Origin of the sequence: Ectopseudomonas composti, from assembly GCF_001567565.1 — a bacterium.
Lineage (GTDB): Bacteria > Pseudomonadota > Gammaproteobacteria > Pseudomonadales > Pseudomonadaceae > Aquipseudomonas > Aquipseudomonas composti_A.
The window spans coordinates 385,970-398,907 of the sequence record NZ_LSSW01000021.1 but is presented as its reverse complement, the minus strand read 5'-3'; the positions used below and the strand labels follow the sequence as shown (position 1 = coordinate 398,907).

Below are 12,938 nucleotides of genomic sequence, written 5' to 3'. Positions count from 1 at the left end.
GCGCGCGAAAACAGAGACGCCGATGACCGAAACCACTTGTGCTGCCACCAAGACCATTCTGTTGGTCGAGGACGACGATGTCGTGCGCCAACTCACCGCTGAAGTGCTCGGGGAGTTCGGCTATCACGTCCACGCCCTGCGTGACGGCCCCAGTGCATTGGAACTGCTGCGCAGCGAGCAGCGCTTCGATCTCCTGATGAGCGATATCGGCCTGCCCGGAATGGACGGACGCGAGTTGGTAGCCGCCGCGCGCCTGCTACGACCGACACTGCCGGTATTGTTCGCCAGCGGTTACAACGAGCGGGAGCTGCTCGAAGAAGTGCGTGCCCGCGACAGCGCGGCGGCCACCAACAGCATCGTCAAACCCTACGACTTCAAGCTACTGGGGCAACGCCTGAGCGAGCTGGCGGGCTAGCGCAACAGCGGTCCACGAGGGCCGCACTCCAGGGCTGGAGACCAGCAGCAGGCAACCGATCCACATTCGAGCCAGCGCATGACTCCATGCCTGGCGGCATCGCGCGGCCAAGTCGCGGCGCATTGGGCTGAACCGATGATCGGCTATCAGGCAAATCGATAGCACTTGCCGTGCCCGAGCGCAGGCGAGAGGCTCAGCAAAAAGCCAGCCGAGGACAGTCCATGCCCAGCATCAACCCTGACCCAGCGGACCTGCTGGCGTTCGCCGAGCGCATGCCCAGCAATACGCCGATCCTGATGCTCAATCTACTTCGCTTCAACAGCCAGGCTGCGTACCACGCGGACAGCCAGCATGCGCCGTGCAGCGGGCGCGAAGCCTATGCGCGTTACAGCCGCACTGCGCTGAGCAAGGTCCGAGGGGTGGGCGGTGAGGTGCAGGTGATGGCTGACGTTCACCTGGCGCTGATCGCGCCGAAGGACGAGCACTGGGATCTGCTTCTGCTGGTGCGCTACCCCTCGTCAGCGGCCTTTCTCAGCATGCTCGCAGACCCCGAATACCAGGCCGCCACCCTTCATCGCAGTGCGGCGCTGGCCGACTCTCGGCTGATCGGTACGACACCCAGCTGATGGCTATCGCGCGGCCTGCAGATTGAGCACCAGCAGGCGCGCGGCGGTTTCGGCGTCCGGCTGGCCATCATAGTTGGCCGGGCGATATTTCATCTGAAAGGCGGCGATGACGTTACGCGTCTGCTCATCCAGCTCGCCGTTCTGCGGCACCGTGTAACCGTTCTGCGCCAACTGCTCCTGGAACCACTGCACGCTGGGCAGGCTACTGTTGAACAGCGCCTGCTGGCGCGCCACGGCGTCTTCGTCCGGCCAGGGCACCAGCCCTTCGTCCGCCAGACGCTTCCAGGGGAACAGCGGCCCCGGATCGACCTTGCGCTGCGGCGCCACGTCGCTGTGCGCGATGATCGACCCCAATGGCAGCTGGTGACGCTTGACGATGTCCTTGAGCAACACGATCAGGGTATCGATCTGCTGTGGCGCGAAGGGCTGCCAGTAGCGGCCCGTCGGCGTCTGGTAGTAACCCTGGTTGACCAGCTCGATACCGATGGTGGTGCTGTTGAGCCAGGTGCGTCCCTTCCATTCGCTGACGCCGACATGCCAGGCACGCCGATTTTCGTCCACTAGGCGATAGACCGTCGGCGGCGCGTCGCCAATCAGGTAATGACTGCTCACCTCGGTCTGCGTCAGCAGTTCGAGCGAGCGCTGCAGGTCAGCGGAGGTGTAGTGCAACACGATGTACTGCACGCGGCTGTTCTGGCCAGTCGCGGTGTGGCTGTCGTCGATACGCAGCCCAACGGTGCAACCAGCCAGCAGAACGAGAACGAGGGTGAGGCAGAGAGACTTCATGCGTGACCGAATACGCTCTGCAGGTTATCCAGCAGCATGTCGACGCTGAGCATGATCAACAGCATGCCCATCAGACGTTCCACCGCCATCAACCCGCGATTACCAAGAAATCGTTGCAGAAACGATGCCTGCAACAGGATGAATGCCGTCGCCGCCCAGGCCAGGATCAACGCGAGATAGAGTTCCCAGAGGGGCCCGGTGTGGGTGTTGCGCAGCGTCATCAGCACCGCGAGAGCCGAGGGCCCGGCCACCGCCGGCGTGGCCAGCGGCACCAGCATCGGCTCGCCGTCCGGCAAGTCACCGAGCAGGCCTTGCGGGCTGGGGAAGATCAGGCGCATGGCGATGACGAACAGGATGATACCGCCGGCAATCGCCGTTGCCTCCCGCGACAGCCCGAGGCTGCTGAGGAATTTGTCACCAAAGGTGAGGAACAACAGCAGCAGACCGAGGGCGAACAGCAGCTCGCGCGCGGCGATCCACAGCCGCCTGCGTGGCTCGACGTTCTTCAATGCAGCGATGTAGATGGCGATATTGCCGAAAGGATCGGTGACCAAAAAGATCAGCACGGCGATGCTGAAGATGTCCATGGGTATCTCCGCTGACGAGTCTGCATAGTCTAGGGCCTGGCGGGGTCGCCTCGCGAGTCGGCAAGGCGGTCAGACTCGAGCGACCTTGTCGAAACAGACAACTTTATGACTCGTACGCCTGTATCGGTTCTGAAAACTACCATCCGCAAAAATGTATACAAAGCAGTAGCCATAATGACAACAAAATGTCTAAATTGACCGCACAAGAACAACAGCGAGTAGTTTTCCCATGACTTCCAGCCCCAACAGCACGCCCGCCACCCAGCGTCCTGAGGATGAGAATCTCGGTATCAGCGCAAACGTTGCTTATGGTTTGCAGCATGTCCTGACCATGTACGGCGGAATCGTCGCGGTGCCCCTGATCATCGGCCAGGCTGCCGGCTTGCTGCCCGCCGACATCGGCTTGTTGATCGCCGCATCGCTGTTCGCCGGAGGCTTGGCCACCCTCCTGCAAACCCTCGGCCTGCCCTTCTTCGGCTGTCAGTTGCCGCTGGTACAGGGGGTTTCCTTCGCCGGGGTGGCGACCATGATCGCGATCATCGGCGGCGATGGTGCCGGAGGCATACCGGTGGTGCTCGGCTCGGTGATCGCCGCCGCCTTGATCGGGCTGCTGATCACGCCCGTGTTCTCCCGCATCATCCAGTTCTTCCCACCGCTGGTGACCGGTATCGTCATCACCACCATCGGCCTGACGCTGATGCCGGTAGCGGCGCGCTGGGCCATGGGCGGTAACAGCAGTGCCGCGGATTTCGGCAGCATGGCCAACATCGGCCTGGCCGCCTTCACCCTGGCCACCGTGTTGTTGCTGAGCAAGGTCGGCAGCGCCAGCATCTCACGCCTGTCGATCCTGCTGGCAATGATCATCGGCACCCTGGTTGCCGTGGCCTTGGGCATGGCGGACTTCTCCCAGGTGCTGAACGGGCCACTGCTGGCCATGCCCGAACCTCTGCACTTTGGCATGCCGGTGTTCAAGGTCGCGGCGATCCTGTCGATGGTTATCGTGGTGATCGTGACCCTGGTGGAAACCTCGGCAGATATCCTCGCGGTCGGCGAGATCATCGGCACCAAGGTGGACGCCAAGCGCCTGGGCAACGGCTTGCGCGCCGACATGATCTCCAGCATGTTCGCCCCGCTGTTCGGCTCCTTCACCCAGAGTGCCTTCGCCCAGAACGTTGGCCTGGTGGCAGTGACCGGTGTGAAGAGTCGCTACGTGGTCGCTACCGCCGGCCTGATTCTGGTCACTCTCGGGCTGCTGCCGGTGATGGGGCGCCTGATCGCCGCCGTGCCGACCGCCGTGCTTGGCGGTGCCGGGGTCGTGCTGTTCGGCACCGTGGCCGCCAGCGGTATCCGCACCCTGGCCAAGGTCGATTACCGCAACAACATGAACCTGATCATCGTCGCCACCTCAATTGGTTTCGGCATGATCCCGATCGCCATGCCGGGCTTCTACCACCACTTCCCGGCCTGGTTCGAAACCATCTTCCACTCGGGTATCAGCTCGGCGGCGATCATGGCGATCCTGCTCAACCTGTTGTTCAACCACTTCACCACCGGCAACTCGGATCAGCAGTCGGTGTTCGTCGCCGGCACCGAGCGCAGCCTGCGCTATCACGACATTGCCGCCCTGCACGACGGCGACCATTTCATCGACGGCAAGCTGTATGACGCGCAGGGCAACGAGGTTCCATTGCAAGATGAGGACGACCATGCACCACGGGCACGGTCTGCCTCAACGGCGAGCCAGCGCTCGGCAAAAGCGACGTCCTAGGGATGATGGCGAGCCGCGGCATAAGCTGCGGGCTCAGACGGCCTGCTCGACTCGATTACGCCCGGCGCCCTTGGCGCGGTAAAGCGCCTGATCGGCGCGCTCGAACGTGACCTCGGCAGCCTCGTCATTGCGAAACTCGGCGATACCGGCTGACAAGGTGATGGTGACCGGCTCGCCCTTGAAGTGAAACGGGCACGCCTCGATCGCGGCCCGCAGCGTCTCCAGGAGCTGAAGACCGCCTTCCATCGGCGTGGCGGGAATCAGCAGAACGAACTCCTCACCACCGAAACGGGCGATGAAGTCGGTCTTGCGCAGGCGCCTGTTGAGCTCGCCGGCGATGATCTTCAGCACCCGATCACCCGCCAGATGACCGTAGCCATCGTTGATCCGCTTGAAGTGGTCGATATCCAGCACGGCCAACAACAGCTGACCGCCGTAGCGCTGGCGACGGGCCACTTCCAGGTCGAGGCGCTCGCTCCAGGCGGCACGATTGGGCAGGCCGGTGAGCGGGTCCAGCAAGGATTTCTGGCGCTGCTCCTCGATATGCTGACGAAACTGCTGCGCTTCCGTCTCCATCTCGGCGACACGCTTGACCAAACCCTGCAGCCGTTCGGCCACATCTTCCTCGCTGGTGTCACGCTGACGCTGATGCTTGCTGACACTCTGTAGCAAACCTTCCAGGCGCTGTTCCAACGCCTGCTTGAGCGATTCCAGGTCGGCCGCTTCCTGCACGCTGTTCTGCAGATCGCTGACCTGATCACGCAACTGCTGGTTGAAGCTGCGCGCACTCTCGGCCGAGGCGCTGTAACCCTCATGCGCCTGGCTGAGGGTTTCGATGAAGGCGGCCAGGCGCTCGTTGAGTTGCTTGAGGTAACCGGCGAACTCGCGCTGACCGCTGTCGGTGACGGCCAGCACCAGCACCGCCAGATCGTCCAGCACCGGCACCAGTTCGTACCAGTTGAGGTTGCCCTGCAGACGCAGGCGCAGCGCTTCACCCTGCGGCTGATGACGCGCCGGGAGCTCCAGCTCATCGAGCAGATTGCGCAAGCTGCTGGCGATATGCGGCGCCACGGCGCTGTAACCGGGCTCACTGCTGGGCAGGGAGAAAGGACCGTCGCCAACCTCCTCCTGCGGCACCAGACCCGGCGGCAACGGCAGGCTGTCGAGCACAGGCGAGGCATCGTGGACCTGGTGCTGGCCAACTGCCGCGGCAACCCCAGGTGCACTGGGAGGCAGTTCACTCGCTGAAAGCAAGGGCGCAGTCACAGGTGCCGGCGTTGGCGTTGGCGTTGGCGTTGGCGTTGGCGTTGGCGTTGGCGTTGGCGTTGGCGTTGGCGCAGATGCTGGCGGGGGCGTCTCGTCGATGGTAGCGCTTTCGGCGACACGACCCGACGAATCGTCGCTGGCGTCGCTGCTATCTGCGCGCGAACCGAACAAACGCTGCAACAGGCCCGGCTGCTCCTGCACGGGCACCTGCAGAACCTGCAGCGCCTGGCCCTGCAGGTTACTCAGCTGGCTGAGCACTGCCGGCAACAGATACTGATGGCTGGTGGCGTCCTGTAGCTGCTTGCCCAGTGATTTGAGGGCCTTGCGCACCTCGCGCGGCGGCTGCAGGCGCTGCAGTTGTTCGATCAAGGCCGCCAGCGCGGCGGCCGCTTCATCGGCACGCTGCTGGCGGCGCTGCTCGGAATCCAGCACGGCCCTTTCCAAACGCGGAATCAGGCCGTCCAGAGCGACGTCCATATCGTCACGCCGAAGGATCTCGCGCATCTCCTGCATGCACTGATCGACTGCCTTGTCGGCACCTTCGGCCGCCAGACTGCTGCGAACCAGGCCACGACGCAGCAGGTCCAGGCGCGATTCCCAACGGCGGTCGAGCTTTTCCTGCTGCTCCAGACGGCTCAGGTACTTGTCTTTCCAGCGTTGCGCGTCATCACTCATACGGCTTACTCGGGAAATGGCGTCTTCAGCATAGGCATTCGCGCGCCATTCTGTGCTTCCGGCAAGCGGATTTCCACGGCCACGGGAAGGTGGTCGGAAATCGGCTGACTGAGGACGTGGACGCGCCCCAGCTCGAGCTCGGAGCTGAGCAGAATATGATCGAGACAGCGTTGCGGGCGCCAGCTGGGAAAGGTCGCCTCGACCTGTGGAGCGAGCAGACCCAGATCGCGTAGCGGGGAATTCTCCAGCAGGTCGACTGCATGAGTGTTCATGTCGCCCATCAGCACCAGATGGCGAAACTCGCTGACGCGCTCGCGAATGTATGCCAGTTGCCGAGTACGAGTGCGGGCGCCCAGCGCCAGATGCATCATCACTACCCCCAGGGCATGTTCTCCCTCGCCCAGGCGCAGGATAATCGCACCCCGCCCAGGCGGCCCTGGCAGTGGATGATCTTCCAGCAAACTGGGACGCAAACGACTGAGGACGCCGTTGCTGTGCTGGGCCAAGCGCCCGAGGTTGCGGTTGAGCTGTTGATACCAGAAGGGAAAGGCGCCCTGCTGGGCCAGGTATTCGACCTGATTGACGTAGCCCGAACGCAGGCTGCCGCCATCGACCTCCTGCAAGGCCACCAGATCGAAATCGGCGAGCAGATCACCGATGCGCTGCAGATTGCCGGCGCGGCCGGCGTGGGGCAACAGGTGCTGCCAGCTGCGAGTCAGGTAGTGGTGATAGCGCTGGGTATTGATGCCGACCTGGACGTTGAAACTGAGCAGACGCAGCAAGCCGTCGGCTGGCCAGTCGGTATGGGGCGAACAGTGCGGGTTGATCTGTGGATCGCACAGACCAACCGCACGTGTCTTTCGCCAGCGGCGCAGCATGCTTGGCGCCTACTGCCGCCTAGAGCGCCTCGCGTTCCTTGCCGATCAGGTAGTCAGCAACCTGAAGGGCCTGCTGCGGGCCACCAGCCGAACCCAGGTCGAAGCGATACTTGCCACCGACGATCATGACCGGTACGCCAGTGACCTGGTAGGCCATGGCCAGCTTCTTGGCCTTTTCCATCTGGCCTTTGACGGCGAAGGAATTGAAGGTCTTGAGGAAGGCATCACGATCGACACCCTGAGTGGCGACGAAGTCGGCGAACTCTTCAGCCGAGGCCAGCTTCTTCCTCTCCTGGTGGATGGCGTTGAACACGGCGTCATGCACCTTGTCTTCGACCTTCATCATTTCCAGGGTAATGAACGCCTGGCCATGTACGTTCCAGATACCCCCGAACAGCGCCGGTACGCGAACGAAATTGACGTCTTCCGGCAGCTTCTCGACCCAGGGATTGAGGGTCGCCTCGAACTGATAGCAGTGCGGGCAGCCATACCAGAACAGCTCGACCACTTCGACCTTGCCAGGCTTGGACACCGGTACCGGGCTCTTCAGCTCGACGTACTGCTGGCCGGCCACCGGTTCGGCATGGGCAGTTAGGCCGAACAGGCTGCTGATCGCCAGAGCGGCGCCGAAAATCAGGTTACGCATGGGGGTACTCCTTGACTGGATAAGCGTCGCCCTAGTGGCGATTCGAAACTATGACCTGCTAGCGCTGGGCCGGTTCCGCCCATTGTAGCCATGACGCATATGAAAAAGGGCGGCCGAAGCCACCCTTTGTCTTGCCAAAAGCAACGGCGGTCTATCAGTGCAGACCCTGGATGAAGCTGGACACAGCTTCGATATCCTTGTTGCTCAGCTTGGCAGCGATGGAGCGCATGATCATTGCGTCACCGTCGTTGGTGCGGTTGCCTTCGCGGAAGTCGGTCAACTGCTTGGCCACGTACTGGGCATGCTGACCACCCAGGTGCGGGAAGCCTGCGGCAGCCAGGCCAGCGCCGTTGGGCGAGTGGCAACCGATGCAGGACGGCATGCCTTCTTCCAGCTTGCCACCGCGGAACAGCTCTTCACCGCGCTTGACCAGCTTGGGATCGGCAGCGCCGACGCTCATCTTCTGGCTAGCGAAATAGGCGGCGATATCGGCCATATCCTGATCACTGAGGTTGTCCAGAAGGCCGGTCATCTCGACGACCTGGCGATTGCCGGACTTGATGTCGTGCAGCTGCTTGAGCAAGTAACGCTCGCCCTGACCGGCCAGCTTGGGGAAGTTTGGCGCGGGGCTGTTGCCATCGGCACCATGGCAGGCACCACAGACAGCGACTTTGCCCTGACCGGCTTCGGCATCGCCCGCGGCCTGAGCCACGCCGGTGAGGCCCAGGGTCAACAGCAGACTCACGAGTACTTTGTTCATCAGCTAATCCAACTACGGCTAAGAGAGAAAGGGTTATCGGCCGGGCTTACTCATTCGGACATCAGTTTGATGACCGCCTGGTAATCCTCTGGCGTGCAGTCCATGCACATACCGCGCGGCGGCATGGCATTCAAACCATTGGTGACGCTCTGCACCAGTGTATCCATGCCCTTGGCCAGGCGCGGCTCCCATGCGGCTTTGTCGCCTTTCTTGGGTGCCATGGGAAGCTGGCCATTGTGGCAAACACCACAGGTGCGGTCGAATACAGCTTGCGCATCCTGAGCAGCATAGCCGTTGAAAGACAGGGCCATAACGGCAGCAGCGAGCAGCATTTTCTTCATCAGATCAACCTCATCAGGGGAGGAACGTCCTGCTTTCTATCGAGCAGAGATGTAATCGCTCCTGGCAATCGGGTCCTGCGGGTGGGACAAAGCGCACACAAAATCTGCGGCATTATATACTGGCAATGCTGAAACGGAAACGACGCCGCTTGCCGCGCCACCTGGCGTGCAGCAGGTGCGCGGAAATGTCGCAAGTCCTCGAACCACTGAACGGGATTCGAGGCTTCCACCGGATACCCCCATGCTCCCGAAGAATCCCATCATCGGTCTGTGCCAGCAGGCCAGCTTCCTCATCAGTGCCGCCAAGGTCGATCAGTGCCCCGAGGACAGCGGCCTGGAAGTCGCCTTCGCCGGCCGTTCCAACGCCGGCAAGTCGAGTGCGCTCAACACCCTGACCCACGCCAGCCTGGCACGCACCTCGAAGACGCCGGGACGCACGCAGCTGCTCAACTTCTTCCGCCTGGATGACGAGCGTCGCCTGGTCGACCTGCCCGGTTACGGCTATGCCAAGGTGCCCATCCCGCTCAAGCAGCACTGGCAGAAACATCTGGAAGCCTATCTGGGCAGCCGCGAGAGCCTGTGCGGCCTGGTGCTGATGATGGACATCCGCCATCCGCTGACCGAGTTCGACTGCATGATGCTGGACTGGTCGGTGGCCAGCGGCATGCCGCTGCATATCCTGCTGACCAAGGCCGACAAGCTGGCGTTCGGCGCGGCGAAGAACGCGCTGCTCAAGGTGCGTCAGGACATTCGCAAGCAGTGGGGCGAGGGCATCAGCATCCAGTTGTTCTCGGCGCCCAAACGCATGGGCGTGGAAGAGGCGCAGATGGTGCTGGCCGGCTGGCTGGATCTGTTGCCGGAAGAGGATGAGGAAGCCGCAGAGGAATAAGTCGTAGGGTGTGTTGTGCGCACAATGACCATTGGGAATAGTCGGTGCGCGCGCACCCTACGGAATCACAGCCATGTAGCCGGTGCAATCCGCCCCTCTCCCGCCCTTCGGGCACCCTCTCCCTGAGGGAGAGGGTCATCAGAATGCCGCTAGCGGCAGTTTTCTATAGGCAAAAAAAACCCCGAGCTTCGTATGGGGAGGGAGAAGTTCGGGGTTCAAGGTCTGAACCGCTAGGGCGGGGTTCAGATGTCTGCCAACACTTAACACAACAAAGGAGCATTGAAGGGCTTAACGGCCATTCATGAACTCTGACCGGGTGGATTTGCGGAAAGTTCATCGCCTTCTTAAAAACTATTTGCAATAAGAAAGCGCCGTTTGATTACCTGAAAACCCGACGCTAGAGCGGCCGCGGCTTTGCGCCGCGGCACAGGGCATCAGTGTGCCTCGTCCCAATTGGCACCAACGCCCACTTCCACCAGCAGTGGCACCTCCAGATCGGCAGCGCCGCTCATCAGGCTCTTGAGTTTGGCGCTGACCTCGTCGATCAGTTCCTCACGCACCTCCAGCACCAGTTCGTCGTGCACCTGCAGGATGATGCGCGCATCGATGCCGCTATCCTGCAACCAGCCATCCACGGCGATCATGGCGCGCTTGATGATGTCCGCTGCGGTGCCCTGCATCGGCGCGTTGATCGCCGCGCGCTCGGCGCCTTTGCGCATGGCCTGGTTCTGCGCATGGATCTCGGGCAGGTACAGGCGACGGCCGTAGACCGTCTCCACATAACCCTGCTCGGCGGCCTGGGCACGGGTGCGCTCCATGTAGGTCAGCACGCCCGGATAGCGGGCGAAGTAACGGTCGATGTAGGCCTGCGCCTCCTTGCGTTCGACATCGATCTGCTTGGCCAGGCCAAAGGCACTCATGCCGTAGATCAGGCCGAAGTTGATCGCCTTGGCCTTGCGCCGCTGATCGCTGCTCACCTCGTCCAGTGCCACGCCGAAGACCTCGGCGGCCGTGGCCTTGTGCACGTCCAGGTCATGGCGGAAAGCGTCCAGCAGACCTTCATCCTTGGCCAGGTGGGCCATGATCCGCAGCTCGATCTGCGAGTAGTCCGCCGCCATCAGCTTGTACCCCTTGGGCGCGACGAAGGCCTGGCGGATGCGTCGGCCTTCGGCGGTGCGGATCGGGATGTTCTGCAGGTTCGGGTCGCTCGACGACAGGCGGCCAGTGGCGGCCACAGCCTGGTGGTAGCTGGTGTGGATACGCCCGGTACGAGGGTTGATCTGCTCCGGCAGCTTGTCGGTGTAGGTACTCTTGAGCTTGCTCAGGGAGCGGTACTGCATCAGCACCTTGGGCAGTTCGAAGTCCTGCTCGGCCAGTTCAGCGAGCACCGCCTCGGCGGTGGAAGGCTGGCCCTTGGCGGTCTTGCTGATCACCGGGTAACCGAGTTTTTCGTAGAGGATCACGCCCAGTTGCTTGGGCGACGCCAGGTTGAACTCCTCGCCGGCGATCTCGAACGCCTTGCGCTCCAGCTCCACCAGCTTGTCGCCCAGCTCGACGCTCTGCTCGCCGAGCAGTTTGGCATCGACAAATGCGCCGTTGCGCTCGATACGCGCCAGCACCGGCACCAGAGGAATTTCGATGTCGCGCAGCACCTTCGCCAGTGACGGCACGGCTTCGAGCCGGCGCCACAGCTCCTGATGCAGACGCAGGGTCACGTCGGCGTCTTCGGCGGCGTAGGGGCCGGCCTGCTCCAGGGCAATCTGGTCGAAGGTCAGCTGCTTGGCGCCCTTGCCGGCGATATCCTCGAAGCGAATGGTGCTGTGGTTCAGGTACTTCAGCGCCAGGCTGTCCATGTCGTGGCGGGTGGCGGTCGAGTCCAGCACGTAGGATTCGAGCATGGTGTCGAAGGCCACGCCCTGCACGGCGATGGGCGTGCTGGCATTGGCCAGGACATTGATGTCGTACTTGGCATGCTGGCCGACCTTGGCCTTGGCCGGATCTTCGAGGATCGGCTTGAGCGCCTTGAGCACGGCATCACGGTCAAGCTGTTGCGGTACGCCCATATAGCTGTGGGCCAGCGGCACGTAGGCGGCCTCGCCGGCCTTGACCGCGAAGGACAGACCGACCAGTTGCGCCTGCTGCGCATCGACGCTGGTGGTCTCGCTGTCGAAGGCGATCAGCTCGGCCTGCTCCAGCTTCTTCAGCCAGGCGTCGAACTGCGCCTGCTCCAGCACCAGCTGATAGTCACCGGCGCTTGCCGGCGCAGGCTCAGGCGCCTCCTCGGCGGCTTCGCCAGCCGGCTCGGCGAACAGATCACCGGCCGGCGCAGCAGCCTTGGCTGCCAGCGATTTGTTCTGGCGCAGCAGATCGTCCAGCCAGTTCTTGAACTCCAGCAGGCCGTACAGCTCGACCAACGCTGCCTGATCCGGCTCACCCGGGTGCAGCGAGTCGATCTCGATATTCAGCGGCACGTCGGTCTTGATGGTCGCCAGCTGATAGGACAGGTAGGCCATCTCGCGATGTTCCTCGAGCTTGGCCGGCAAACCCTTGGCACCGCGGATCGGCAGCTCGGGCACCTTGTCGAGGTTGGCGTACAGCACATCGAGGCCGCCGCCGATGCCGACCAGCAGGCCGAGCGCGGTTTTTTCGCCGACGCCAGGCACGCCCGGGATGTTGTCGACCTTGTCCCCCATCAGGGCCAGGTAATCGATGATCAGCTCGGGACCGACACCGAATTTCTCCTTTACGCCACCTTCGTCATAGACGCTTCCGGTCATGGTGTTGACCAGCGTAACGTGCGGGCAGACCAGCTGCGCCATGTCCTTGTCGCCGGTAGAGATGACCACGTCGCGTTTTTCCGCGGCCGCCTGGCGTGCCAGGGTGCCGATCACGTCATCGGCCTCAACACCCTCCACACACAGCAGCGGCAGCCCCAGGGCGCGCACGCTGGCGTGCAGCGGCTCGACCTGAACACGCAACTCGTCCGGCATGGACGGGCGATTGGCCTTGTACTCGGCGAACAGCTCGTCACGGAAGGTGCCACCCTTGGCGTCGAAGACCACGGCAAAGGGGCTGTTCGGGTACTGCTTGCGCAGGCTCTTGAGCATGTTCAGCACACCCTTTACCGCTCCAGTGGGCAGGCCCTTGGAGGTGGTCAGCGGCGGCAGGGCGTGGAAGGCGCGGTACAGGTACGAGGAACCGTCGACCAGAACGAGGGGGGCTTGGCTCATGCGCGAGATCAACCTTTTCGGCGGGTGCAGCGGTAGAATGGCTGCATCGGTGAATATCAAGGAGCAAGGTT

Annotated in this window: 12 protein-coding genes; 4 read left to right on the top strand and 8 right to left on the bottom strand. The window is 62.7% G+C overall.

Features of this window, described 5'->3' with window-relative positions; translation table 11 throughout:
* Positions 1-22 precede the first annotated feature (22 nt).
* Positions 23-415: a response regulator gene (locus PCLY_RS09110; RefSeq protein WP_061238970.1), complete on the top strand. Its 393-nt coding sequence runs from the start codon at positions 23-25 to the stop codon at positions 413-415.
* A gap of 221 nt (positions 416-636) precedes the next feature.
* A complete protein-coding gene (locus tag PCLY_RS09105) occupies positions 637-1,041 on the top strand; it encodes a DUF1330 domain-containing protein (RefSeq protein ID WP_061238969.1) in 405 nt (134 codons plus the stop codon).
* 3 nt (positions 1,042-1,044) lie between these two features.
* Here the strand turns inward: PCLY_RS09105 and PCLY_RS09100 are convergent, their stop codons facing one another.
* Both PCLY_RS09100 and PCLY_RS09095 read right to left on the bottom strand, forming a co-directional pair.
* Positions 1,045-1,827, bottom strand: coding sequence for an N-acetylmuramoyl-L-alanine amidase (locus PCLY_RS09100; RefSeq protein ID WP_061238968.1), 783 nt, complete (start codon positions 1,825-1,827; stop codon positions 1,045-1,047).
* Positions 1,824-2,414, bottom strand: a complete 591-nt coding sequence (locus PCLY_RS09095) for a MarC family protein (RefSeq protein WP_061238967.1) — start codon at positions 2,412-2,414, stop codon at positions 1,824-1,826. The genes PCLY_RS09100 and PCLY_RS09095 overlap by 4 nt, the downstream gene beginning before the upstream one ends.
* A gap of 229 nt (positions 2,415-2,643) precedes the next feature.
* On the opposite strand from PCLY_RS09095, the gene PCLY_RS09090 reads away from it, so the two are divergent.
* Complete coding sequence (locus tag PCLY_RS09090) at positions 2,644-4,182, top strand: nucleobase:cation symporter-2 family protein (protein ID WP_061238966.1); 1,539 nt, start codon at positions 2,644-2,646, stop codon at positions 4,180-4,182.
* Positions 4,183-4,215: 33 nt separating this feature from the next.
* On the opposite strand, the gene PCLY_RS09085 is transcribed toward PCLY_RS09090, so the two are convergent.
* The 5 genes from PCLY_RS09085 to PCLY_RS09065 form a co-directional block, all read right to left on the bottom strand.
* On the bottom strand, positions 4,216-6,123 hold the full coding sequence (locus tag PCLY_RS09085; protein ID WP_061238965.1) for a GGDEF domain-containing protein: 1,908 nt from the start codon (positions 6,121-6,123) through the stop codon (positions 4,216-4,218).
* Between the two features lie 5 nt (positions 6,124-6,128).
* A complete protein-coding gene (locus PCLY_RS09080) occupies positions 6,129-7,001 on the bottom strand; it encodes an endonuclease/exonuclease/phosphatase family protein (protein WP_061238964.1) in 873 nt (290 codons plus the stop codon).
* A 19-nt stretch (positions 7,002-7,020) separates the two neighbouring features.
* Complete coding sequence (locus tag PCLY_RS09075) at positions 7,021-7,647, bottom strand: thiol:disulfide interchange protein DsbA/DsbL (protein WP_061238963.1); 627 nt, start codon at positions 7,645-7,647, stop codon at positions 7,021-7,023.
* A 154-nt stretch (positions 7,648-7,801) separates the two neighbouring features.
* Entirely contained in the window at positions 7,802-8,407 is a 606-nt protein-coding gene (locus tag PCLY_RS09070; RefSeq protein WP_061238962.1) for a c-type cytochrome, read from the bottom strand.
* Positions 8,408-8,457: 50 nt separating this feature from the next.
* On the bottom strand, positions 8,458-8,748 hold the full coding sequence (locus tag PCLY_RS09065; RefSeq protein WP_061238961.1) for a c-type cytochrome: 291 nt from the start codon (positions 8,746-8,748) through the stop codon (positions 8,458-8,460).
* Positions 8,749-8,989: 241 nt separating this feature from the next.
* On the opposite strand from PCLY_RS09065, the gene yihA reads away from it, so the two are divergent.
* Complete coding sequence (gene yihA, locus PCLY_RS09060) at positions 8,990-9,637, top strand: ribosome biogenesis GTP-binding protein YihA/YsxC (protein WP_061238960.1); 648 nt, start codon at positions 8,990-8,992, stop codon at positions 9,635-9,637.
* 434 nt (positions 9,638-10,071) lie between these two features.
* Here yihA and polA read toward each other — a convergent pair whose 3' ends face one another.
* Entirely contained in the window at positions 10,072-12,867 is a 2,796-nt protein-coding gene (polA, locus tag PCLY_RS09055) for a DNA polymerase I (protein WP_061238959.1), read from the bottom strand.
* Between the last annotated feature and the right edge of the window lie 71 nt (positions 12,868-12,938).

Coding starts and splice junctions, on each gene's coding strand:
- polA (WP_061238959.1), bottom strand. CDS start 12,867: ATGAGCCAAGCCCCCCTCGTTCTGGTCGACGGTTCCTCGTACCTGTAC.
- PCLY_RS09080 (WP_061238964.1), bottom strand. CDS start 7,001: ATGCTGCGCCGCTGGCGAAAGACACGTGCGGTTGGTCTGTGCGATCCA.
- PCLY_RS09065 (WP_061238961.1), bottom strand. CDS start 8,748: ATGAAGAAAATGCTGCTCGCTGCTGCCGTTATGGCCCTGTCTTTCAAC.
- PCLY_RS09100 (WP_061238968.1), bottom strand. CDS start 1,827: ATGAAGTCTCTCTGCCTCACCCTCGTTCTCGTTCTGCTGGCTGGTTGC.
- PCLY_RS09070 (WP_061238962.1), bottom strand. CDS start 8,407: ATGAACAAAGTACTCGTGAGTCTGCTGTTGACCCTGGGCCTCACCGGC.
- PCLY_RS09085 (WP_061238965.1), bottom strand. CDS start 6,123: ATGAGTGATGACGCGCAACGCTGGAAAGACAAGTACCTGAGCCGTCTG.
- yihA (WP_061238960.1), top strand. CDS start 8,990: ATGCTCCCGAAGAATCCCATCATCGGTCTGTGCCAGCAGGCCAGCTTC.
- PCLY_RS09090 (WP_061238966.1), top strand. CDS start 2,644: ATGACTTCCAGCCCCAACAGCACGCCCGCCACCCAGCGTCCTGAGGAT.
- PCLY_RS09105 (WP_061238969.1), top strand. CDS start 637: ATGCCCAGCATCAACCCTGACCCAGCGGACCTGCTGGCGTTCGCCGAG.
- PCLY_RS09075 (WP_061238963.1), bottom strand. CDS start 7,647: ATGCGTAACCTGATTTTCGGCGCCGCTCTGGCGATCAGCAGCCTGTTC.
- PCLY_RS09095 (WP_061238967.1), bottom strand. CDS start 2,414: ATGGACATCTTCAGCATCGCCGTGCTGATCTTTTTGGTCACCGATCCT.
- PCLY_RS09110 (WP_061238970.1), top strand. CDS start 23: ATGACCGAAACCACTTGTGCTGCCACCAAGACCATTCTGTTGGTCGAG.